Annotated in this window: 20 protein-coding genes; 18 read left to right on the top strand and 2 right to left on the bottom strand. The window is 30.8% G+C overall.

Annotated elements, in window-relative coordinates; translation table 11 throughout:
* The first annotated feature begins 160 nt into the window (after positions 1–160).
* The 6 genes from HMPREF2897_RS04315 (at position 161) to HMPREF2897_RS04290 (ending at position 7,387) form a co-directional block, all read left to right on the top strand.
* Complete coding sequence (locus HMPREF2897_RS04315; protein ID WP_070592733.1) at positions 161–1,390, top strand: NupC/NupG family nucleoside CNT transporter; 1,230 nt, start codon at positions 161–163, stop codon at positions 1,388–1,390.
* A gap of 537 nt (positions 1,391–1,927) precedes the next feature.
* A complete protein-coding gene (locus HMPREF2897_RS04310; protein ID WP_002457541.1) occupies positions 1,928–2,761 on the top strand; it encodes a YitT family protein in 834 nt (277 codons plus the stop codon).
* 358 nt (positions 2,762–3,119) lie between these two features.
* On the top strand, positions 3,120–3,917 hold the full coding sequence (locus HMPREF2897_RS04305; RefSeq protein WP_002445840.1) for an ABC transporter ATP-binding protein: 798 nt from the start codon (positions 3,120–3,122) through the stop codon (positions 3,915–3,917).
* 349 nt (positions 3,918–4,266) lie between these two features.
* The gene (locus HMPREF2897_RS04300; RefSeq protein ID WP_001832127.1) at positions 4,267–4,767 is read left to right on the top strand and encodes a hypothetical protein; all 501 of its coding nucleotides are present in this window, start codon (positions 4,267–4,269) and stop codon (positions 4,765–4,767) included.
* Positions 4,768–4,991: 224 nt separating this feature from the next.
* Positions 4,992–6,059: a YkvI family membrane protein gene (locus tag HMPREF2897_RS04295; protein ID WP_002474354.1), complete on the top strand. Its 1,068-nt coding sequence runs from the start codon at positions 4,992–4,994 to the stop codon at positions 6,057–6,059.
* A 278-nt stretch (positions 6,060–6,337) separates the two neighbouring features.
* Positions 6,338–7,387: an alpha/beta hydrolase gene (locus HMPREF2897_RS04290; RefSeq protein ID WP_002499293.1), complete on the top strand. Its 1,050-nt coding sequence runs from the start codon at positions 6,338–6,340 to the stop codon at positions 7,385–7,387.
* A 540-nt stretch (positions 7,388–7,927) separates the two neighbouring features.
* On the opposite strand, the gene HMPREF2897_RS04285 is transcribed toward HMPREF2897_RS04290, so the two are convergent.
* Positions 7,928–8,434, bottom strand: coding sequence for a GNAT family N-acetyltransferase (locus tag HMPREF2897_RS04285; RefSeq protein ID WP_001832115.1), 507 nt, complete (start codon positions 8,432–8,434; stop codon positions 7,928–7,930).
* 108 nt (positions 8,435–8,542) lie between these two features.
* Between HMPREF2897_RS04285 and graX the strand changes: the two genes are divergently transcribed.
* From graX to HMPREF2897_RS04250, 7 genes are all read left to right on the top strand, one after another.
* Complete coding sequence (gene graX / locus HMPREF2897_RS04280) at positions 8,543–9,466, top strand: auxiliary protein GraX/ApsX (RefSeq protein WP_002445844.1); 924 nt, start codon at positions 8,543–8,545, stop codon at positions 9,464–9,466.
* A gap of 18 nt (positions 9,467–9,484) precedes the next feature.
* The gene (gene graR, locus HMPREF2897_RS04275; RefSeq protein WP_002445845.1) at positions 9,485–10,159 is read left to right on the top strand and encodes a response regulator transcription factor GraR/ApsR; all 675 of its coding nucleotides are present in this window, start codon (positions 9,485–9,487) and stop codon (positions 10,157–10,159) included.
* Positions 10,152–11,192: a histidine kinase GraS/ApsS gene (gene graS, locus HMPREF2897_RS04270; RefSeq protein WP_002500002.1), complete on the top strand. Its 1,041-nt coding sequence runs from the start codon at positions 10,152–10,154 to the stop codon at positions 11,190–11,192. The genes graR and graS overlap by 8 nt, the downstream gene beginning before the upstream one ends.
* Positions 11,193–11,336: 144 nt before the next feature.
* Positions 11,337–12,098: an ABC transporter ATP-binding protein VraF gene (vraF, locus tag HMPREF2897_RS04265; RefSeq protein ID WP_002491452.1), complete on the top strand. Its 762-nt coding sequence runs from the start codon at positions 11,337–11,339 to the stop codon at positions 12,096–12,098.
* Positions 12,088–13,977 carry an ABC transporter permease VraG gene (gene vraG / locus HMPREF2897_RS04260; protein WP_002500004.1) on the top strand — a complete coding sequence of 630 codons (1,890 nt, stop codon included), beginning with the start codon at positions 12,088–12,090 and terminating at the stop codon, positions 13,975–13,977. Before vraF ends, vraG begins: the two co-directional genes overlap by 11 nt.
* A 522-nt stretch (positions 13,978–14,499) precedes the next feature.
* A complete protein-coding gene (locus HMPREF2897_RS04255) occupies positions 14,500–15,117 on the top strand; it encodes a DUF47 domain-containing protein (RefSeq protein ID WP_002457534.1) in 618 nt (205 codons plus the stop codon).
* Between the two features lie 14 nt (positions 15,118–15,131).
* A complete protein-coding gene (locus HMPREF2897_RS04250) occupies positions 15,132–16,142 on the top strand; it encodes an inorganic phosphate transporter (RefSeq protein ID WP_070592731.1) in 1,011 nt (336 codons plus the stop codon).
* 166 nt (positions 16,143–16,308) lie between these two features.
* Here HMPREF2897_RS04250 and HMPREF2897_RS04245 read toward each other — a convergent pair whose 3' ends face one another.
* Positions 16,309–17,109: a LysM peptidoglycan-binding domain-containing protein gene (locus HMPREF2897_RS04245; RefSeq protein ID WP_002475913.1), complete on the bottom strand. Its 801-nt coding sequence runs from the start codon at positions 17,107–17,109 to the stop codon at positions 16,309–16,311.
* 410 nt (positions 17,110–17,519) lie between these two features.
* Between HMPREF2897_RS04245 and HMPREF2897_RS04240 the strand changes: the two genes are divergently transcribed.
* From HMPREF2897_RS04240 to HMPREF2897_RS04220, 5 genes are all read left to right on the top strand, one after another.
* Positions 17,520–18,179, top strand: a complete 660-nt coding sequence (locus HMPREF2897_RS04240) for a Bax inhibitor-1/YccA family protein (RefSeq protein ID WP_002457532.1) — start codon at positions 17,520–17,522, stop codon at positions 18,177–18,179.
* Between the two features lie 264 nt (positions 18,180–18,443).
* The gene (locus HMPREF2897_RS04235; RefSeq protein WP_070592730.1) at positions 18,444–20,618 is read left to right on the top strand and encodes a helix-turn-helix transcriptional regulator; all 2,175 of its coding nucleotides are present in this window, start codon (positions 18,444–18,446) and stop codon (positions 20,616–20,618) included.
* A gap of 113 nt (positions 20,619–20,731) precedes the next feature.
* The gene (locus HMPREF2897_RS04230) at positions 20,732–21,091 is read left to right on the top strand and encodes a transcriptional regulator, SarA/Rot family (RefSeq protein ID WP_002457530.1); all 360 of its coding nucleotides are present in this window, start codon (positions 20,732–20,734) and stop codon (positions 21,089–21,091) included.
* A gap of 252 nt (positions 21,092–21,343) precedes the next feature.
* Complete coding sequence (locus HMPREF2897_RS04225; protein ID WP_002445853.1) at positions 21,344–22,060, top strand: YebC/PmpR family DNA-binding transcriptional regulator; 717 nt, start codon at positions 21,344–21,346, stop codon at positions 22,058–22,060.
* On the top strand, positions 22,060–22,536 hold the full coding sequence (locus tag HMPREF2897_RS04220; RefSeq protein WP_002445854.1) for a cupin domain-containing protein: 477 nt from the start codon (positions 22,060–22,062) through the stop codon (positions 22,534–22,536). Before HMPREF2897_RS04225 ends, HMPREF2897_RS04220 begins: the two co-directional genes overlap by 1 nt.
* The last annotated feature ends 166 nt before the right edge of the window (positions 22,537–22,702 follow it).

Here is a 22,702-nt window from a genome sequence, read left to right as displayed (position 1 = left end):
GGTTTGTATAGAAACATAGTACGTAAAACAAACGCTTTCATTTTTTTGTTGTTCATCATTGTTCACCATTAACAAAATACATAGAATGACATATTGATAGTCTTACAGGATTGCATAATCAATGCATGAAAGTATAAAAATACATATAGGTAGGTGCCAAATGTTTTTATTAGTTAATATCATTGGGTTATTTATTTTCCTAGGTATAGGAGTTATTTTCTCTAGAAATAGGAAGAATATACAATGGAAATCTATTTTTATTTTGGTTATTTTAAATTTGTTTTTAGCTTGGTTCTTTATATATTTTCCATGGGGAAGAACAGGGGTTAAAGGAGCAGCTAACGGTATAGCATGGGTTATAGAATCCGCACATGAGGGTACTGGATTTGCATTTAAAAGCTTCACGTCTAATAAAATGATGGACATGGCAGTAAGCGCGCTCTTCCCTATTTTATTAGTTGTACCATTATTTGACATTCTTATGTACTTTAATATACTTCCAAAAATCATTGGCGGTATTGGTTGGGTACTTGCTAAAGTTACACGCCAACCTAAGTTTGAATCATTTTTTGGTGTTGAAATGATGTTCTTAGGTAATACTGAGGCTCTTGCTGTTTCTAGTGAACAGCTTAAACGCATGAATGAGATGCGGGTACTAACTATTGCGATGATGTCTATGAGTTCAGTTTCAGGAGCAATTGTGGGCGCTTATGTGCAAATGATACCTGGAGAACTTGTATTGACGGCAATTCCACTTAATATTATTAACGCAATTATAGTTTCTTGTATTTTGAACCCTGTATCAGTTGAAGAACAAGAAGATGTCGTGTATAGCATAAGAGATCACCAAACTGAAAGACAACCATTTTTCTCATTTCTTGGAGATTCAGTTTTAGCAGCTGGAAAGCTTGTATTAATTATCATTGCATTTGTCATTAGTTTTGTAGCTTTGGCTGACTTAATTGATAGATTGATTCATTTAATCACACATCTTATTGCTAATGGTATTGGTGTCAAAGGTAGCTTTGGTCTTGATCAAATCTTAGGCGTTTTCATGTATCCATTTGCTTTACTATTAGGTTTACCGTTTAATGAAGCGTGGGAAGTAGCAAAACAAATGGCGAAGAAAATTGTAACAAACGAATTTATTGTGATGGGTGAAATTTCTAATCAAGTCAATGCAATGACGCCTCATCATAGAGCAGTTATATCAACATTTTTAGTTTCTTTTGCAAACTTTTCAACTATTGGAATGATTATAGGTACATTGAAAGGTATAGTTGATAAGAAAACGTCGGATTTTGTTTCCAAATATGTACCGATGATGTTGTTAGCAGGAATTTTAGTATCCTTACTTACTGCTGCATTTGTTGGATTATTTGCTTGGTAATTTACTTATTAGATTTTTAATATATATAGGCACGCTACTCATTCTATTTTGTAATTAGATGAGTCGTGTGCTTTTTAATTTTGTAGAAAGCTGACGAATTGATTTACGAATTTCTAAAATGATAAAAACCAAGCATAAAAGTGAGGAGACACTTTTTATACTTGGCTTTTATGGGAAATGAATATTAATGTACTTGTAACGGTAAGGACTAGGTACTGTCACAGTACTTCGAGCAAAATTTGTTTTGTTACTATAAACAACACAAAGGAGATAACTTCTCTTTCAAGAAGTTAAAATTATTATAGCAGACCTAGGCGTATAAGTAAATTAAAAATTCAGAATATTTAAATTTGTTCGAAATCGGATGTGTTGAATTTCTATTTTAGTACGTTTAAGATGACATATTTTTATAATTACGAATATTATGATATGTGAAGTAGTTTTTTTAAATCATATATTTATTTGAAATTTTATTGTAGTAAGTAGTTACCTTATGCTAACATTTTAATAATTAAACAAAGTTTTAGGGGTGATTGAGTGAATAAAACTATCAGAGATATCATTTTAGTTATTATAGGTTCATTTATTTTCTCTGCAGGTATCAATGCATTTGTTATTTCAGGGAATTTGGGTGAGGGTGGTGTCACTGGTATAGCCATCGTATTATATTATGCTTTTCATATTTCACCGGCAATAACCAATTTTGTTTTAAATGCTATTTTAATTATTGTGGGTTATAAATATTTGAGCAAACGTAGTACATATTTAACTATTTTTGCTACAGTACTCATTTCAATCTTTCTAAGTTTAACTGAAACATGGCATGTAGAAACTGGGAATGTTGTAATTAATGCTGTGTTTGGTGGGACTTGTGTTGGTTTAGGAATTGGTATTATCGTTCTAGCAGGGGGAACAACTGCTGGAACGGTTATTCTTGCGAGAATTGTTAATAAATATTTAGATATTAGTACGCCATACGCTTTGTTATTCTTTGACCTTATCGTTGTGCTTATTTCATTGACAGAAATTCCTTTGGCGAAGTGCTTAGTTACAGTTATGTCTTTATATATAGGTACAAAAGTGATGGAATTTGTTATAGAAGGATTAAATACTAAAAAAGCAATGACTATTATATCTAGTCGCCCGAATGAGGTAGCAAAAGCTATTGATCAGCAAGTTGGAAGAGGATTAACAATATTAAATGGACACGGTTATTACACTAGAGAAGAAAAAGATGTACTTTACGTCGTCATCTCTAAAACACAAGTTTCCCGTGCTAAACGAATTATCAAAAATATTGACGAAAATGCCTTTTTAGTTATTCATGACGTTCGTGATGTATATGGTAATGGTTTTTTGTTAGATGAGTAAAATTTCAATATGTTATAAAGTTAGAAAGTTGCTAAAATGTAAGACACTTTTTAAAGTGAAGCCTAAAATGGTTACTTAGTTAAAGCCATTTTGGGCTTTTTATTATTATACAGTTCCCTACTTATCTATTATGGCCAATACTACTCACTTAATTTACTGCTGCTCATTTACGAGTATGATATATAACCTAGTGAAAATAATTGTTAGTCATAATATAGAAGAGATGTTATAATAAAAACTATGATAATGATTATCAATTACCAGTTTGTGACTGATAATGAGTGAATAACTTAATCAATAACAATGTTTTTACTATATATAAAGCAAGATTTTAGAGAATGAAAGTAGGGGAATTATTATGAGTCGTTTAAGTGGTGAACAAGTGAAAATTGGCTATGGTGATTCTACGATTATTAATAATTTGGATGTCGCAATTCCTGATGGAAAGGTTACTTCTATTATTGGACCTAACGGGTGTGGGAAATCAACTTTATTGAAAGCGTTATCTAGACTGTTGTCAATTAAAGAAGGTAGAATTAATTTGGATGGTAAGAGTATTCATGCCACATCTACGAAAGAAATAGCTAAAAAAATAGCGATTTTACCACAATCACCAGAGGTCCCAGATGGACTTACTGTGGGAGAACTTGTTTCTTATGGACGTTTTCCACATCAAAAAGGATTTGGTCGTTTAACTGCAGAAGATAAAAAAGAAATTGACTGGGCACTGTCAGTTACAGGTACAAGTGAATTTCGTCATCGTACTATAAATGATTTAAGTGGTGGACAAAGACAACGCGTGTGGATTGCAATGGCACTAGCTCAACGTACTGATATTATTTTCTTAGATGAACCTACAACTTATTTAGATATTTGTCATCAATTAGAAATATTAAATTTAGTCAAAAAGCTCAACGAAGAAGAAGGTTGCACTATTGTGATGGTTTTACATGACATTAATCAAGCAATACGCTTCTCAGATCATCTCATTACGATGAAAGCTGGAGATATTGTTGCGACGGGTCAAACTGAGGAAGTGTTAACTAAGGACATTCTAGAAAAGGTATTTAATATTGATGGTGTTTTAGATATAGATCCGAGAACAGGGAAACCAATTTTAGTTACTTACGATTTATTCTGTCAGACCTATTCATGATTAAATGAATACAGTCTTATTGATAAAATATGATTATATTAAAAAATGCTCAAAATGATAATTGTTTTGAGCATTTTTTATATTAATAAGCCTATAGAGTATTTTAGTATCATAACCATAGTTTGAAAAAAATTTAACACGTGAACCACAATGATTTTTAAAGTTCACCATTTATACATTTATTATTGCTATTATAAGACGTATACATATAAAGAAAAAGTGTTTGAAAATATATTGTAATTTTACGGTCCAAAACGTTGAGAATCATTTTTTAAATGAAATTTAAAGGTAATTATGGTATTATAATAATAATTGTTATATAAAATCTGGACAATAGGAGGACATTGCCATGCAACATCTTATAAAAAAACATGTATTGAATGGCGAGTTTGAACTAGTTAGACAGTTAATGTCCGAAACAGATTTTATGGAATTTGAAGAAGCATACATCTCTAGTGCTCATGAAGTAGAGAGTATGATGTTTTATACATGTATTCTAGATATGATTAAGGTAGAAGAATCATCAGAATTACATGATTTAGCATTCCTTTTACTTGTTTATCCTTTAAGTGAATATGAGGGCGCACTAGATTCAGCATATTATCATGCAGATTCTTCCATAAAACTTACTGACGGAAATGAAGTAAAGAGTTTATTACAAATGTTATTACTTCATGCTATTCCTGAGCCAGTTATTTCGGATAAAAAGGCGTTTGATGTCGCTAAGCGTATTCTAAAACTCGATCCAAGTAATAATGTTGCACGAAATGTACTTAAAGATACAGCAAAACGTATGGATAATGTAGTTGTAGACATTAATGAATTGAATAATCAAAGAGATGCACGCTAAAAAATGAGTTATAGTCGCTCAAGTTTATTGAAACTTTTGCGACTATTTTTTTATACATGATTACGATTGATTATGCATTTTTGTTTATATTGAAGTCCGAAAAATCGTTTTCTAAAATGATTAAAAATACAGAATAGCAAAATTTATACATTTTTTTAGGGTTGCAATAAAAAGTCAGTACGTTATAATGCTCACTGTGCAACTCTAAGGAGGTAAATATTCACATGGGGCTGAATAAAGAAGCTATAAAAATTGGTTTTGCCTATGTCGGCATTGTTGTCGGCGCAGGATTTTCAACAGGACAAGAAGTGATGCAATTTTTCACACCATTTGGTTTATGGTCATATATTGGAGTGATTATCTCAGGATTTATACTTGGGTTCATAGGAAGACAAGTAGCTAAGATAGGTACTGCATTTGAAGCGAAAAATCACGAGTCCACATTGCAATATGTTTTTGGAAAAAAATTTAGTAAAGTTTTTGATTATATTCTTGTCTTTTTCTTATTTGGTATAGCTGTCACTATGATAGCCGGATCAGGTTCTACTTTTGAGCAAAGTTTTGGAATTCCTACTTGGTTAGGCGCATTAATCATGACAGTTTTGATTTACTTAACATTATTATTAGATTTTAATAAAATTGTAAGAGCTTTAGGAATAGTTACACCATTTTTAATCATAATGGTTATTCTTATTGCTGTGTTCTACCTATTTACAGGTAGTATTTCATTAGGGGAAGTAAACAGTGCTATGCCTGAAACGAGTGCTTGGAAAGGTATCTTTTGGGGATTAGTATACGGCGGATTAGCATTTGCTGTAGGATTTAGTACGATAGTAGCTATCGGCGGTGATGCTTCTAAGCGAAGAGTTTCAGGTGCAGGAGCAATGTTTGGTGGTGTGCTATACGCTATCTTACTTGCTTTAATTAACTTCTCACTTCAAACAGAATATTCAAAAATTAAAGATGTAGCAATACCTACGCTTAACCTAGCGAAAGGTATACATCCTTGGTTAGGTCTTGTACTCACAGTCATTATGTTAGCTGTGATGTACAACACAATTTTAGGTCTTTGTTATTCTTTTGCAGCGCGTTTCACAGAACCTTATAGTAAAAAATACCATATATTCATTGTTATCATGATGGTGATGGCATTTATTTTAAGTTTCGTAGGATTCGCTGATTTAATCAATGTTTTATACAAATTTATGGGTATTGTCGGATTATTTATTGTAGTAGCAGTGTTGATTAAATATTATAAACGTAAAAAAGATGATGAAGAGCATATCGCGTAGTCATTGCTTCACACTTTTATGATTAAAAAGTTTATTTTAATCGTGAAAAGGTTAAGGTTAAAAAAATACATGCACAAGTAAATATGTTTATCCGAGTTGACTAAGTTAAAGATGCACGCTTATATAAAATATTTCTAAATTGAGTCAGCTTTGTGGGGTGGGACTTCGAATTCATCAAAATGGATTCTGTCCTACCCCTTTGTTTAATTATATCGATATTTGTTTTATTATATTAATAGCAAGACAAGTAGAGTAATTATTTGAAAGGGTTAGCCATGATGAAAAAAAAGCTAAAATGGATATGGATAACAACGCTAATCATACTTGTTGTCTCACTTATATTGGCTTTTAATTTGAAGAGTCATTATAACCATGTTCATGATAAACAGAAGAGCAAGACAAATGTTCAAATTAATAACAAAAATGTAAAATTATATAGAGATATCTCATATGGTAAAGGTATGCCCAACAGCAAATTAGACATTATTACCCCAGCAGATATGAGCAATGATACGAAATTACCGGTAATTTTTTGGATGCATGGTGGAGGATTTATCGCTGGAGACAAACAATATAAAAATCAATTATTGTCAAGAATTGCAGAACAAGGATACATCATTGTCAACGTAAATTATGCGCTAGCTCCACAATATAAATATCCCACGCCGCTAGTACAACTCAATCAAGCTGTAAAGTTTGTAAAAGAGAATAAGCATGAGTTACCTATTGATTTTGATCAAGTTGTTATTGGGGGAGACTCTGCTGGTGCTCAGTTAACCAGTCAATATGTAGCTATGCAAACCAATGAAGACTTAAGAGATGAAATGCATTTTGAACAGCAGTTCAAGCCTTCACAAATAAAGGCTGCCGTATTTTTTGGTGGTTTTTATAATATGAAAACGGTTAGAGCAACCGAGTTTCCAAGAATACAATTATTTATGAAAAGTTATACTGGAACAAGTCATTGGGAAACAGATTTTAAAAACTTATCTCAAATGTCAACGCTCAATCAAGTGACTCATGAATACCCGCCGACATTTCTTTCGGTTGGTGATGCTGATCCATTTTACAGTCAAAATAAAGAATTTGCGCAAGGTTTGAAAGCAGAAAATATACCAGTAGATACATTATTCTATGATGGTTCGCACCACTTACATCATCAATATCAATTTCATCTAGATAAACCGGAATCAAAAGAAAATATCAAAAAAGTGCTGTTATTTTTAAGTCGAAACACATCATCTTCTGGAGTGGAGAGTAACGAGTCATCACAAAATCAGCCAACTCAAAATACTAATGAAGTATCCTTATACCCTTTTGATTCTTAAGTTTATTAATGCTTTGTGCATTAAAGTACGTCATTGCGAGAAGTACTGTATATGTTGGAAGAATACGATTGCATAATTAAATATCATAACTACATTAAAGAGGTATCATTCATATTTAATGTACAATCACTATCAGCATCAAACAATCCTAAAGTCGTTATCTTTGTAATTTCTGTAAGAAATTCTACTCTGAATTATTGATAAAGTAAGCTTGATAAAATTTTTTAATTCAGTCATCGACGCATAACATATTGAAATTCTCAAGACAATAATGTGCACCCCAAAAGCAAGACTAAATTTAGCTTTTGGGGTGCGTTTTTATGACTAAACAGTATAGATTTGATTTTAAAATTAAAGTAGTTTAAGAATAATTTAAAGATATACGAAACGATGATGGAGTAGATTCATAATAAATAAAGAATAAATAATCTTAAACTTATAAGTAGTAAAGATAATTAAAATACGCCTCAATATGTAAGACGTATGATGATATTATTTAATATTTTAAATATGTGGTAAAATTTATAGTGACATACTTAGTTAATTTAATATTTTAGCCATTACATATTCGTTATAATATTTTTGGTTTATAAAAAGCTTATCTTTAAGTTCACCTTCGATTTGAAAGCCCATGCCTTTAAACAATTCTATTGCGTTAATGTTTTCTGTAACAACCGTAGCTTCAATACGTCGAATATGATGATTTAAAGCCCATGCTTCAATTCTATTGATAAGTGCTTGTCCAATACCTTGATGTTGGTAATATTCTCTAACTCCAAGGTACACGACAGCTTCGTGCTGTGTACGTTCATAGGTTTCAGTATTAACAAATACGTATCCAACAAGTTGCTCATCACTTTCAGCGACATATATCGCTTTGGTAGGTGAGGTGATGTATTTTTCTAAGTGTTGACTTGCGGAAGATATCGTTGGTGAATATTCACCTGGATTGTAGAATGTAAATTCTGATTCATCATATATTTGGCTTAATAGACTGATAAAGTTTTCAACGTCTTTAATACTAATTTCACGAATGAGATGTGTCATATCAACACTCCTGTTTTGTTAAATCAATTGTCTTCCTTATTATAATACACTTTACTTAATTACGCTTGATATAAAATTATCTAAAAGAAAGTTTAGGAGCTGATATTTATGAAGCCTAAAGTATTGTTAGCAGGTGGCACCGGCTATATTGGTAGATATTTAAGTCGAGTCATTGAACATGATGCTCAATTATATGCTTTATCTAAATATCCCAAACCTGATAAAGGATCTACGAACAAAATCACATGGTTAAAACGTGATATATATAATTACAAAGATGTAGTTGAAGCTATGGAAGGTATAGACATTGCGGTATATTATTTAGATCCAACTAAACATTCTGCTAAATTAACACATGCAACAGCACGAGATTTAAACTTTATAGCGGCAGATAATTTTGGTAGAGCTGCATCAATAAATAAGCTGAAAAAGATTGTGTATATTCCGGGGAGCCGTCATGATAATGAAGCCATTGAACGTTTAGGCGCTTATGGAGTACCAGTTGATTGTACAGATGTTGAAGTGAAACGTCCTCATATTAACGTAGAATTACAAACAGCTAAATATGATGATGTTCGAACAGCGATGAAGATGATTTTACCGAAGAAATGGACGCTCAATCAACTTGTAGATTATTTTAGTAGATGGTTAGATGAGACAAAAGGAACTTTTGTACATACTCAAAAACAAGGTCATCACTACATCATTTACAATAAGAACATTAAAAGCCCTTTAGCTATTTTCAAAATGATTAATACAACAGAAGATATAATTACATTACATCTTATTGGTGGTAAATTGATGAAACCAAAATTAAAGAAGCAAGCAAAATTAGAATTTAGACTTCTTAAAGGAACACGTTTAATTATGGTTCATTTATACGATTATATCCCTAGATTATTTTGGCCAATTTACTATTTCGTACAAGCACCGATTCAAGGACTTCTTATGAGAGGCTTTGAAATTGATTGTAGAATTAAGCATTATCAAGGGCGCATTCAATCAGGTGAGAAGATTAAATATACTAAATAATATATTAGGTGATTCGTTATGCAAATATTATTAGTCGAAGACGATAATACGCTTTTTCAAGAATTAAAAAAGGAATTAGAACAATGGGATTTTAATGTCGCTGGTGTCGAGGATTTTAGTCATGTGATGGAGACATTTGAGACATTTAATCCAGAAATTGTTATTTTAGATGTTCAATTACCGAAATACGATGGGTTTTATTGGTGTCGAAAAATGAGACAACAGTCGAACGTTCCTATTTTGTTTTTATCATCAAGAGATAATCCAATGGATCAAGTGATGAGTATGGAACTTGGGGCAGACGATTATATGCAAAAACCATTTTATACAAACGTCTTAATTGCTAAGTTACAAGCTATATATAGACGTGTTTATGAATTTGGAGTTGAAGAAAAGCGAACATTAAGTTGGCAAGACGCTACTGTGGATTTATCAAAAGATAGTATTCAAAAAGATGATAAAACTATCTTTTTGTCTAAAACAGAGATGATTATTTTAGAGATGTTAATCAATAAACGTAATCAAATCGTGACACGAGACACTCTCATTACTGCTTTGTGGGATGATGAGGCTTTTGTTAGTGATAATACTTTAACAGTTAATGTTAATAGATTAAGAAAAAAATTATCAGAAATTGACATGGATAGCGCAATAGAAACCAAAGTTGGTAAAGGATACTTAGCTCATGAATAATTTTCGATGGTTTTGGTTTTTTATAAAATCTCGTAGTAACTGGATCTTGTGGATATTATTTCTCAACATTATTTTATTAGGTGTTGCCTACATAGATTATGAGATTTCAGTCGAAAGTGTTTTTTATATAGTGATATTAAACATAGGCTCGAGTATACTTTTCTTATTATTTACGTTTGTTAAAGAAGTCCGTCTATCTAAACATTTTTATGAAGATAAAGAAATTGAAGAAATTAAGCATAAAGATTTGGCAGAAACCCCATTCCAACAACAAGTCATAGATTATCTATATCGTCATATAACCGCTCAAAAAGAGAAAGTAGTCGAACAACAATTACAAATTAAAAATCATGAACAAACAATTACAGAGTTTGTTCATGATATAAAAACACCTGTTACGGCTATGAAATTATTGATAGATCAAGAAAGTGATGATCAGCGTAAGCGAGCGTTATTATTTGAATGGTCTCGTATTAATGAAATGTTAGATAAGCAATTATATTTAACAAGGCTTGAATCACAGCATCGTGATATGTATTTTGATTATATTTCATTAAAAAGAATGGTTATAGATGAAATACAAGTTACTCGACATATCAGTCAGGCAAAAGGGATAGGTTTTGAATTAGACTTTAAAGAAGAACAAAAGGTTTATACAGATGTTAAATGGTGCCGTATGATGATTAGACAAGTTCTGTCTAACTCTTTAAAATATAGTGATAATTCTACAATAAATTTGAGCGGTTATACCATAGAAGGACATGTCGTTTTAAAAATTAAAGACTACGGTCGTGGAATTAGTCAGAGAGATTTACCACGTATATTTGATAGAGGATTTACTTCTACAACAGACCGCAACGACACAGCGTCTTCTGGTATGGGATTATACCTTGTACAAAGCGTGAAAGAACAACTTGGGATTGAAGTTAAAGTTGATTCAATAGTGGGGAAAGGAACAACGTTTTATTTCATTTTCCCACAACAAAATGAAATCATTGAGCGCATGTCTAAGGTGACAAGATTGTCATTTTAAACGTGCGTTTTGTTACTTACTATTATCACAAGTGTAATTAATAATCGATATAATAAATGATGTAAATTAAAGAAGATATGATAGTCTACATTAAGTTTGTCTTCGTAAAAGATAATTTGATTGAAGTATGACAGGAGTGATTATTTGTCGATATTAGAGGTAAGGCAGTTGTCAAAAGTTTATGGTGATAAGCAAGCTTTCCAAGAAGTTTTGAAAGAAATTAATTTAGATGTTGATGAAGGTGAGTTTATATCAATCATGGGACCTTCTGGTTCAGGAAAGACAACTTTATTAAATGTACTCAGTTCGATTGATTATATGACTAAAGGATCTATTACAATCAATGGGAAACAACTTGAGAAGTTATCTAATAAGCAATTATCTGATATTAGAAAAAAAGATATTGGATTTATTTTTCAAGATTATAATCTTTTAAACACTTTAACCGTTAAAGAAAATATTATGCTTCCACTATCAGTTCAAAAGTTAGATAAACAAATCATGCATGAACGTTATCAACGTATAGTAGAGGCTTTGAATATTAGTGATATTAGTGATAAATATCCATCAGAGTTATCAGGTGGACAGCGTCAACGTACCTCAGCAGCAAGAGCATTTATTAATTTACCTTCAATTATATTTGCAGATGAGCCTACAGGTGCTTTAGATTCTAAAAGTACACAAGATTTACTTAAGCGTCTTAAATATATGAATGAGGAATTTAACACAACTATACTTATGGTGACACATGATCCAGTAGCTGCTAGTTTTTCAAACCGTGTTGTGATGTTAAAGGATGGACAAATCTTTACTGAGTTGTATCAAGGTGATGATGATAAACAAACGTTTTATAAAGAAATTATAAGAACGCAAAGTGTACTTGGTGGCATCAATTATGAGCTTTAATGAAATTATCTTCAAAAACTTTAAACAAAATGTGACGCACTATGCTATTTATTTATTATCTCTTGTTATCAGCGTTGTATTATATTTTAGTTTTGTAACTTTAAAATATGCACACCATTTACACGGTAATCAATCGTTTCCTGTCATCAAAGAAGGCTCACAAGTAGGAAGTTATTTTTTATTTATCATTATTGTGGTCTTTTTGCTTTATGCTAATTTTTTATTTTTGAAAAGACGAGGGCGTGAACTATCGTTATTACAAATCATTGGTCTAACAAAAAAAGATATCATGAAGATGATTATGTTGGAGCAATTGATGACATTTATGATGACAACTATTGTAGGTATCATATTGGGAATCTTTGGTTCGAAAATTTTACTCATGATTGTATTGCGATTATTAGGAATCAACGTGAGTGTTTCTATTATCTTTAATTATCATGCCATTTTAGAAACATTATTATTAATAGCTGTGTCATACGTACTTATAGTCTTTCAAAGCTATGTATATTTGCTTAAACGTTCTATTAAAGAGTTAGCATCTGATGTAAACAAAAAAGAGTTCAGTCATACGCGCACAACACTTGGTGAAGTTGTATTAGGTGTGCTAGGGATTATTATGATAGTTAGTGGTTATATAATGTCGACTAAATTAGTAGATAACGTAGAAACAATTATTCAACCGTTTGCTATTTTATTTTTAACTGTTATAGGATCATATTTTTTCTTTAGAAGTACAGTTTCATTGATATTTAAAGCGATACAGCGGTTGAGAAATGGAACGGTAAGTGTCACAGATGTTATGTTCACATCACCTATTATATATCGTGTAAAGAAGAATGCATTTTCTTTAACTATAATGACTGTTGTGTCAGCAATAACCGTTTCTGTATTATGTTTTGCGGCGTTAAGTCGTAGTACGTTAACAAATGAAGTGTTACTGAGTTCACCACATGATGTTACGTTAAAGAATCAGAAACAAGCAAATGAACTTGCTTTTAAATTAAATAATCGTAATATTGAACATTACTATAATTATAAAGAGGTCGTATATGCAAAAGTTTATAAAGATCATCTTTTTAGCGAAGGCGTATATAGACCGAAAGAAATCACAGTAACGAGTGATAAATATATTCCAAATGTAAGTACGAAAAAAGGGCAGACAGATATTATTATACCTAGAGGATCTCTCAAAGATGTTGTTAAAACAGACAAAAAAGGGACGGCTTATGTAGGAAGTAAGAAGTTTCGTTTAAAAGTAAGTTTGAGAAAAGGGATAAATAAAGTCTATTTTATGTCTGATGTCGATCGTGGTAGACCGACACTTATTTTAAATGATGAAGATTATCAAAAAATTAGAGAACATATAAAAGAAAAGAATATTGTTTCCCAATATGGTTTTGATCTTAAAAATAAAAATGATTTACCAGAATTAGAAAAATTAGTTAGTAGTATCAATGAAGATATAGAAACAAGAAGTGAAGCGGCAAGTGAAATTTCTAGTTTAACTGGTATTTTATTATTCGTGACATCGTTTTTAGGAATTACATTTTTAATCGCAGCAGGATGTATAATTTACATTAAACAGATTGATGAAACGGAAGACGAACTTGAGAATTACACGATTCTTCGTAAGCTAGGATTTACGCATCAAGATATGTCTAAAGGTTTGAAACTTAAGGTAATATTTAATTTTGGTTTACCTTTAATTATTGCATTACTGCATGCATATTTTGCTTCACTTGCTTATATGCATTTAATGAATGTGACAAATCAAATACCTATTTTTATAGTTATGGCGGTTTATACAGCAACTTATGCAGTATTTGCTATTATAGCTTATAATCATTCTAAAAGAACAATTAAACATTCGATATAAATTTATACTTATTGAATTTGTGTTATTTAATTTATAGACTTTAATATATTTTCAAAACTCCAACGAACAATACGAAGCGACACTTTAATCATTGAAAATAACAAGTGATTAAAGTGTCGCTTTATTAAATTGAATAAAAATTACAATTAATATTTGAAATTGATTTAATAAATCGTTATTTTAAAGTTGTAGTGGATAAAAGTGTTTCCATAATTTTATCGCCCATCATTTTTTAATAAGCCATGAGACGCTTATGTAAAAATTTAATATCTAGTTTGTTAAGAATTTGTAAATAGAATTGTGGTTATGTAAATTTTGTGATATTTTCAAGTAGGGACAAAACTGGATGTTGGCGAACATCAATAAATGATAACTATATATTAAATTTACACAATTTTTACAATATGAGAATTGCTAGTTACTTTTTATAATAATTGTAAATCAGTTCCTCAACCACTTGTCTTACGCAAATAAAATTTAATAATGTGATTGATGACAATCGCTCAAAATGGAGGATTTTTAATGTTTAGTAAGAAAAAGGATAAGTTCATGGTTCAATTAGAAGAAATGGTATTCAATCTAGACCGTGCAGCTATTGAATTCGGCAAAATGGATTTCAATACACACTTAGATTTGAAAGCTTATTCTGATAATATTAAAACGTATGAGTCACATGGTGACGAACTTATGCATCAAGTTATTTCTGATCTCAACCAAACATTCATTACACCAATTGAACGTGAAGATATCTTATCTTTATGCAATGCAATAGATGATGTTTTAGATGCTATGGAAGAGACATCAGCAATGTTTGAAATGTATTCAATTGAATATACGGATGAGTACATGGCTGAATTTGTAGAAAACATACAAAAAGCAGTTGCCGAAATGAAGCTAGCTGTAGGATTACTTGTAGACAAAAAGTTATCTCACATGCGCATTCATTCTATTAATATTAAAGAATTTGAGACAAATTGCGACGGTATCTTAAGACAGTCGATGAAACACATCTTCAACAGTGAAACAGATCCAATCACATTAATTAAAATAAAAGATATTTATCAAAGCATGGAAGAAATAGCAGATAAGTGTCAAGCTGTTGCTAATAATTTTGAAACTATAATCATGAAAAATAGCTAAGGGAGTCTTTATTTATGTCATATATTTTAATTGTCACGATAGCTATAGTTATATTTTCATTAATATTTGACTTTATCAATGGTTTCCATGATACAGCTAATGCTGTAGCTACTGCGGTTTCTACTCGAGCATTAACACCAAGAAGAGCTATTTTATTAGCAGCAGTCATGAACTTTATTGGGGCATTGACCTTCACAGGTGTTGCTGGAACTATTACAAAAGATATCGTTGATCCATTCAAATTACAACATGGTTTAGTTGTTGTGTTAGCAGCTATTATTGCTGCCATTATTTGGAATTTAATCACTTGGTTGTATGGAATACCAAGTTCATCTTCTCACGCACTAATCGGATCTATAGCAGGTGCAGCCATTGCATCGCAAGGTTCATTTGCAGTATTACATTATCAAGGTTTTACAAAGATTATTATCGTATTAATCATTTCACCAATTATAGCTTTTTGTGTAGGTTATATAATGTATACGATTGTTAAAATCGTTTTTAAAAATTCAAATTTAACACGTACTAATCGTAATTTTAGGTTTTTCCAAATCTTTACTGCAGCATTACAATCATTCTCACATGGTACAAATGATGCTCAGAAATCTATGGGGATTATTACATTAGCTTTAATTGTAGGTAATTTACAAGATGGTAATAATGTTGAACCTCAAGTATGGGTTAAAGTTGCATGTGCAACAGCTATGGGATTAGGTACAGCGGTAGGTGGTTGGAAAATCATCAAAACTGTCGGCGGAAATATTATGAAAATTAGACCTGCTAACGGAGCAGCCGCTGATATTTCTTCAGCATTAACGATTTTCGTAGCGTCATCATTACATTTCCCATTATCTACTACACACGTTGTGTCTTCATCTATTCTAGGTGTAGGTGCTTCAAATCGTGCGAAAGGTGTTAAATGGAGCACTGCTCAACGTATGGTTGTAACATGGGTGATTACTTTACCTATCTCAGCTATTTTAGCAGCAATTATTTATTTTGTTATTCATCTGTTCTTAAAATAAAAAAGACTTGTATAATAGGTAAGTACATATAGCTAAAGGCCACACAAAGACTGACATTTTTAGTCAACTTTGTGTGGCCTTTTTATTTGAATTGCCTAAAATATAAAATAAAAAAACTACAAGGTATGCTCCTTTACCTTGTAGTAAAATCATTAATCATCAATGATTAGTGGATAAATGCATATGAAGATACTTCTGAAGCTGGGATAGTACGATAGTTCATATTGTATGGACCATTTGTATAATTCATTTCTGAAATTAAAATACTACCATCACCATTAATACGTTCCACGTATGCTACATGGCCATATGGTCCAGGTGTACTTTGCATAATTGCACCAACAGATGGTGTGTTATCAACTTGATAACCATCATTCGCTGCATTTGATGCCCAATATTTTGCATCAGACCAGTAAGTACTGATAGGTTTACCAGCTTGAGAACGTTTATCGAACACATACCATGTGCATTGACCTTCAGTGTATAAGTTTTGATGATTGAATGAAGGTGAAGTATAATTACCGCTAGTTTGAGTTGCTGTACCACCTGATCCTGAACCAGAACCACCATTAGGGATAGTTAATGTTTGGTTAGGCATAATTAAATAACCATTTAGATGATTTGCTTGCATTAATGCATCAACTGAAACACCATATTTATTAGCTATGATATTTAATGACTCACCTGCTACTACAGTATGTGAAGATGCTGAACTTGAAGAAGTGTTTGAACTAGTACTTTGTGAAGCACTTCCACCTACATTAATAACTTGTCCTGGGAATACCATATTGTTGCTAAGATTATTATTCTGCTTAATGCTTTCTACTGAAGTATTGTATTGTTGAGCAATAGTCCATAAAGATTCTCCAGATTGAACCTTATGTTGTGTAGAAGCTTCAGCATCATGATGTGATAGAACTGCTGCTGCGCCTGAAGCGGCTGTAATTGCAAAGGCTAACTTTTTCAAAGTAACTCCTCCTTAAATATAACAAAGATTTAATTGATTTAAGTTTAATGATTTAGATAATTGTCCCGACAAGTCTCCGTACATTAACTTTTTGTTTTTTTATTACGTACCCCATACTAACAAAAATATTTGACTTTGTGGGCTTTGTTATTATCTTGTAACATTGTTAAAATAATGTATTGTTCTGAACATTTATTAAAGAAAGTTGATATATCGCTATTTATAAGACATATTTCTTTACTTTTCTTAATATTTATTAGATAAATTGTAATAAAGTAAAGTTCATTGTAATGAGTTTTCTAAAACTTCTATATATTTAGAATTTATGAACTTAAATACTTTTGTAATTCTTTATAGTATTGTAAAATTTTTATTACCCAATTATTTAATATAGAAAAGGAGTTATTATAATGTCACAATCGACACACCAATCAACTGATCATAAAAGACAATCTCAAGATAAGAACCAAACACATGCCTATGCAAAAGTATGGTTATATTTTATGTATTATTGGATAATTTTTGGGATTGGTTGTTATTTTGGACAATATCTTCCCATGTCATGGAGAAAACCATTGTCTCTAGGATTGTTAATTCTGATATTAGCAACGTTATTTATTAAACGTGCGCGAAAATATGGTTTAGTGATCTCCCATATATACGCCATTATTGTAGGGTTGCTTTCGTATGCTCTTTTTACGACTTACTTACAAAATTTAGGAGCAGAAGTATTCTATAAAAATATTATTCTTGCTATTGGTGCATTTATAGCTTTTGGTATTGTGGGTTACTTTTTAATAAAAGACGCTTCGAGTATGGGAAAATATCTGTTTGTGACATTAATTGCGCTAATTATAGCTGGGATTATAGGGATATTTATTAATAATCCAATTTTTCATACTGTTATTACAATAGTGAGCTTATTATTGTTTCTCCTTTATACTTTATACGATTTTAATAGAATGAAAAGAGGTCAATTCTCACCAAGAGAAATGGGATTTAATTTGTTTATCAACTTATTAAATATCATCGAAGATATACTTAGTTTAGCAAATCGCTTTAAAAACTAAAGAGATCATGAAGGAATTAAAAGATGTGATCGTGTTTCTCTATCAGAGAGTTTCTGAGTTTTTCATTTAATGTTGAACTCTCAACACGACACATCTTTTTTGTATCTAATTAGAAAAGGTAAAGAACAAAAATAAAAAAATGATTAAATACATCATTTTTCTTTTTGATTTATTTTTTATGTTGTGTTAGATTGTTTTCTGATACTTGTGAAAATTTACATGAATTGGTATGGGCATAAAAGACTGAGGGAAAGAGGTAAAGATATGGCAAATTCTTGTTTGCATATACTTTCAAAAAAAGAATATACGGCAACACGATGTCAAGACGGCATTTTATTATTTTGGCCTATCGAAGGGAGTATGTACTTTCAACAATTTATGAAAGAAAGGATACTCACAGATGAGTTATATATTGTGAATAATATGGATGTGTTTAGTATCAGTGACAATGGCATCACACTAGAAGTATATATTTCTAGTGATTGGTTTACAGAGTTAGGCTATTCTTTTTTCAATTACCATTATACTTCGGATTTAATACAATCTAAGAACGAAATTAAAGAACTAGTTGCTCAACTTACGTTGAATTTTTTAGATGGTGATGTGGATAAAGAACAAGATATTATCAATAAAATTGTTCATATTCTTGCTAATGAAGCTATTATTGACAAAAAAATTGCTGAAGACCAATATATGTATGATTATTATGGTGAGTTAAAGGATGAATTGAATTATATATATAATCACATCGAAGAAAGACTTACCCTAAAAGATATTTCTAATAAGTTGTATGTTTCTAAGTCCAATCTTTCTACGCAGTTTCATTTGTTATTAGGTATGGGATTTAAAAAATATATAGATACACTTAAAATTAGTAAATCTATAGAGATGCTACTTACGACAACTAAAACGATAAGCCAAATTAGTGAAACGTTAGGATTTAGTAATGCATCTACATATTCCAGACAATTCAAAAATTATTTAAGTGTAACACCCAATGCATATCGTGCAATGAAAAAATATGATAAGTATAATGGATGTTCTGATGATGATGTTTCAGAACACTTAAAATCACGTGTCCAATCATTAATATGTTCTAAAATGCCAACGAATGAGTTAGATAATTATGATGAAATTGTTATTGACCAATATCCAACTTCTAATGTTTCAACGTTTTATTCTGTCGTTCAAATTAATTCAATTGACGAAATTAAAATGTTGTTTTTGCAAGGTATTCATAAAAAAATAGGGTATGAAGGTTCAAAAATTATTTTTTGTATTATGCCTAACTTATGCCAATATAAAAATACGTTCTCTCAAGAAGAGATGAATGATATCATTAAAATTATTATTGAATATCACTTGCACGTTGCATTTAGCATCGATAAAATCGAGCAAATATATGAACTCAATCAACTTTTTACATATCAATATGACAACTTAAAAAATATGAATAAACGTTTTGTTTCAGATTACAATGTGCAATTTATATTTAATTTGGACGAAAAAAGTATTCGAGAAATTTATCGTAATATATTGAAGATACAAAACATCAAATTGGAATATAAAATAGGTTTAGATATTAGTTGTATGTTTAATGACACTGCACAATTTAAATCATTAGCTTCACAAATAAAGCGTTTAAAATTTGACTATCTTTATATTGATAATGCTAGATTAAAGTCACCCTATTTACTTGATAATGAGGAAGGTTTATTACTCAAAAATATCCTGCAACTTAAGCATTTAATAGATGATTTAAAGCAGTTTGACTTTAGTAGTGAAAATTTAATTTTTCTAAATTTATACAATCATCAATTACTGAATAATAATGAAATTGATTTAAGTAATAGTGCACCATTACTATTTCAAGCAATTTCAAAACTAAAAAAACATTTTAAAGGCTACGGATTAAATGTATTTTCAAATCCTAAAGTCTTTAACGCTGTACATTTATTTGATGAGAATGGGTTTAAAACAACTTTTGGCCTGATTTTTAATCATTTGAGTTGGATGGTTAATCAAAATCAAATTCAACAACGATTCTATAATATTATTGAAAATACTGATCAATATTATCTCTACTTATATGATTGGCGTGTGATTGAAAGTGAATCGAATGAGAGCGACTTTAAAGATGTTGATATATGGATTAATTTTGAAGATGAAGCGTTAATAGATGAATATATTTGTGTGATTGCTAAAGTTGATGATGAAGGTGGCAATATTAATCATATGATTTCTCAAAATTTACGTCATAAATATGTTTGGTCTACACCGTTCTTGATGAGAGTTGAGGAGAACTTTAGACCATACATGAACATTATGGAACATGACTTCAAAAAGGGCCCGTTGAAAATCAGAATGAAATATAATGCAGTATATTTAGTTGAAATATATAAAAAAGGTAAAATAAATAAAAGGCGTAGCACAACTTAAATTGTGTTTATTCGTAATTTTGACAATTGTTTAAAAACAAATGTCAAAGATAATTATCCAAATATTTAAGATAATGATATATGCATTGTCACTTATATTTGGAGGTGCAGATTTTGAATGAGCAGAAATTAATTAAATTACTAGAATTTTACAAACAATATAAAGCATTATCTGGATATATAGATAAAAAATATAAGTTGACGTTAAACGATCTTGCTGTACTATATTTAGCTAAAAAATATTGCTTAGATGAGCGAATTCTTATGCAAACTTTTCTAAAACTGGCTACTGGAGAGTTAGATATTAGTAGAACTAAGATTTTGATGTCTATTAGAAGATTGATAGACAAAGAAAAGTTAAATAAAGTAAGATCGAATAGAGATGAAAGAAAAATTTTTCTATATATGGATGAAAATAATATGAGTGAATTTGATGCTTTATTTGAAGATGTTGAAAAATTCTTAAGTTGTTAACGACATTTTAATCACTATACAAAATGTATAGAGATGTGTCGAAATGAATCAAGCTACATAAAATGAGTTTGCTGTCGTCAAAAGTTTTATTTTGATGACAGTTTTTTTATTAAGAATGTTTATTGTATTATGCTGAACAATAGGTATCTATAATGATTGATTTAACAATGTTTGTAACATATTCACAGATTTTACAAAGGCGGTAGCTAAATATATAATATGGTACATAGATGATGAAAGTGAGATGACATTATGGGACGTAAATGGAACAACATTAAAGAGAAAAAAGCCCAAAAAGATAAAAATACTAGTAGAATATATGCCAAATTTGGTAAAGAAATATATGTAGCTGCAAAATCAGGTGAGCCTAATCCAGAGTCAAATCAAACTTTAAGATTAGTATTAGAACGTGCAAAAACATATTCAGTACCTAATCATATTATTGATAGAGCTATTGATAAGGCTAAAGGCGCTGGTGATGAAAACTACGATCACTTAAGATACGAAGGTTTTGGTCCGAATGGCTCAATGCTTATTGTTGACGCATTAACAAACAATGTAAATCGTACAGCATCAGATGTACGTGCTGCGTTCGGTAAAAATGGAGGAAATATGGGGGTATCTGGTTCTGTAGCTTATATGTTTGACCATACTGCAACCTTTGGTGTAGAAGGCAAATCTGTAGATGAAGTCTTAGAAACACTAATGGAGCAAGATATTGATGTCAGAGATGTAATTGATGACAATGGCTTGACTATTGTTTACGCAGAACCAGATCAGTTTGCACAAGTTCAGGATGCATTACGTGAAGCTGGCGTTGAGGAATTCAAAGTAGCAGAGTTTGAAATGTTACCTCAAACTGATATTGAGTTGTCTGAAGAGGATCAAGCTACTTTTGAAAAATTAATCGATGCACTTGAAGACTTGGAAGATGTTCAAAATGTTTTCCATAATGTAGATTTAAAATAATGATGACTGCTAATGATTGGATAAATCGGTTGGGATTAATTTCGCATCCAGAAGGCGGATATTTTAAAGAGACAATGAGAGGCGACAGTAATGGAAGAGCGTCTTTTAGCAGTATTTATTTTCTATTAACACAGCACGATATATCACATTTTCATAGAATAGATGCAGATGAAGTATGGTATTATCATGCTGGCCAGACGTTGAAGATTCATATGATAACCCCAAAAGGTGAATATCAAACTGTTAAATTAGGTAGAGATATAGATTGTGGTGAGTGTTTACAATACTGTGTGCCTAAAGGGACAATTTTTGCCTCTACATTAGATAACGCAGAAGGATATAGTTTAGTTGGATGTATGTGTCAACCTGGATTTGAATACGAGCATTTTGAACTTTTAACACAAGAATCTTTGATTCCTCAATATCCGCAATATGAAAACATAATAAAAAGATTAGCTATATCTCAAGATGATTAATAGAATATGTATTAAGTAGAAGAACCTGAGACATCGGTAATAGTCTCAGGTTTTTTAATATATTGACAGTCGATAACTAAATTAAAATATGACAATTTCAATTTTTTTAGAACCCAACATAGAGAATTTCACCGGGAAATTCAACAAGCAAAGCAAGTTGGGGTTC

Origin of the sequence: Staphylococcus sp. HMSC065D05, from assembly GCF_001813195.1 — a bacterium.
Lineage (GTDB): Bacteria > Bacillota > Bacilli > Staphylococcales > Staphylococcaceae > Staphylococcus > Staphylococcus epidermidis.
This window is presented reverse-complemented; position numbering and strand designations above follow the sequence as displayed.

What these genes read in the sequence shown, in the direction of transcription:
- HMPREF2897_RS04315 (WP_070592733.1), top strand. Translation starts at nt 161, where the DNA reads ATGTTTTTATTAGTTAATATCATTGGGTTATTTATTTTCCTAGGTATA.
- HMPREF2897_RS04305 (WP_002445840.1), top strand. Translation starts at nt 3,120, where the DNA reads ATGAGTCGTTTAAGTGGTGAACAAGTGAAAATTGGCTATGGTGATTCT.
- HMPREF2897_RS04300 (WP_001832127.1), top strand. Translation starts at nt 4,267, where the DNA reads ATGCAACATCTTATAAAAAAACATGTATTGAATGGCGAGTTTGAACTA.
- HMPREF2897_RS04295 (WP_002474354.1), top strand. Translation starts at nt 4,992, where the DNA reads ATGGGGCTGAATAAAGAAGCTATAAAAATTGGTTTTGCCTATGTCGGC.
- HMPREF2897_RS04290 (WP_002499293.1), top strand. Translation starts at nt 6,338, where the DNA reads ATGAAAAAAAAGCTAAAATGGATATGGATAACAACGCTAATCATACTT.
- HMPREF2897_RS04285 (WP_001832115.1), bottom strand. Translation starts at nt 8,434, where the DNA reads ATGACACATCTCATTCGTGAAATTAGTATTAAAGACGTTGAAAACTTT.
- graX (WP_002445844.1), top strand. Translation starts at nt 8,543, where the DNA reads ATGAAGCCTAAAGTATTGTTAGCAGGTGGCACCGGCTATATTGGTAGA.
- graR (WP_002445845.1), top strand. Translation starts at nt 9,485, where the DNA reads ATGCAAATATTATTAGTCGAAGACGATAATACGCTTTTTCAAGAATTA.
- graS (WP_002500002.1), top strand. Translation starts at nt 10,152, where the DNA reads ATGAATAATTTTCGATGGTTTTGGTTTTTTATAAAATCTCGTAGTAAC.
- vraG (WP_002500004.1), top strand. Translation starts at nt 12,088, where the DNA reads ATGAGCTTTAATGAAATTATCTTCAAAAACTTTAAACAAAATGTGACG.
- HMPREF2897_RS04255 (WP_002457534.1), top strand. Translation starts at nt 14,500, where the DNA reads ATGTTTAGTAAGAAAAAGGATAAGTTCATGGTTCAATTAGAAGAAATG.
- HMPREF2897_RS04250 (WP_070592731.1), top strand. Translation starts at nt 15,132, where the DNA reads ATGTCATATATTTTAATTGTCACGATAGCTATAGTTATATTTTCATTA.
- HMPREF2897_RS04240 (WP_002457532.1), top strand. Translation starts at nt 17,520, where the DNA reads ATGTCACAATCGACACACCAATCAACTGATCATAAAAGACAATCTCAA.
- HMPREF2897_RS04235 (WP_070592730.1), top strand. Translation starts at nt 18,444, where the DNA reads ATGGCAAATTCTTGTTTGCATATACTTTCAAAAAAAGAATATACGGCA.
- HMPREF2897_RS04225 (WP_002445853.1), top strand. Translation starts at nt 21,344, where the DNA reads ATGGGACGTAAATGGAACAACATTAAAGAGAAAAAAGCCCAAAAAGAT.
- HMPREF2897_RS04220 (WP_002445854.1), top strand. Translation starts at nt 22,060, where the DNA reads ATGATGACTGCTAATGATTGGATAAATCGGTTGGGATTAATTTCGCAT.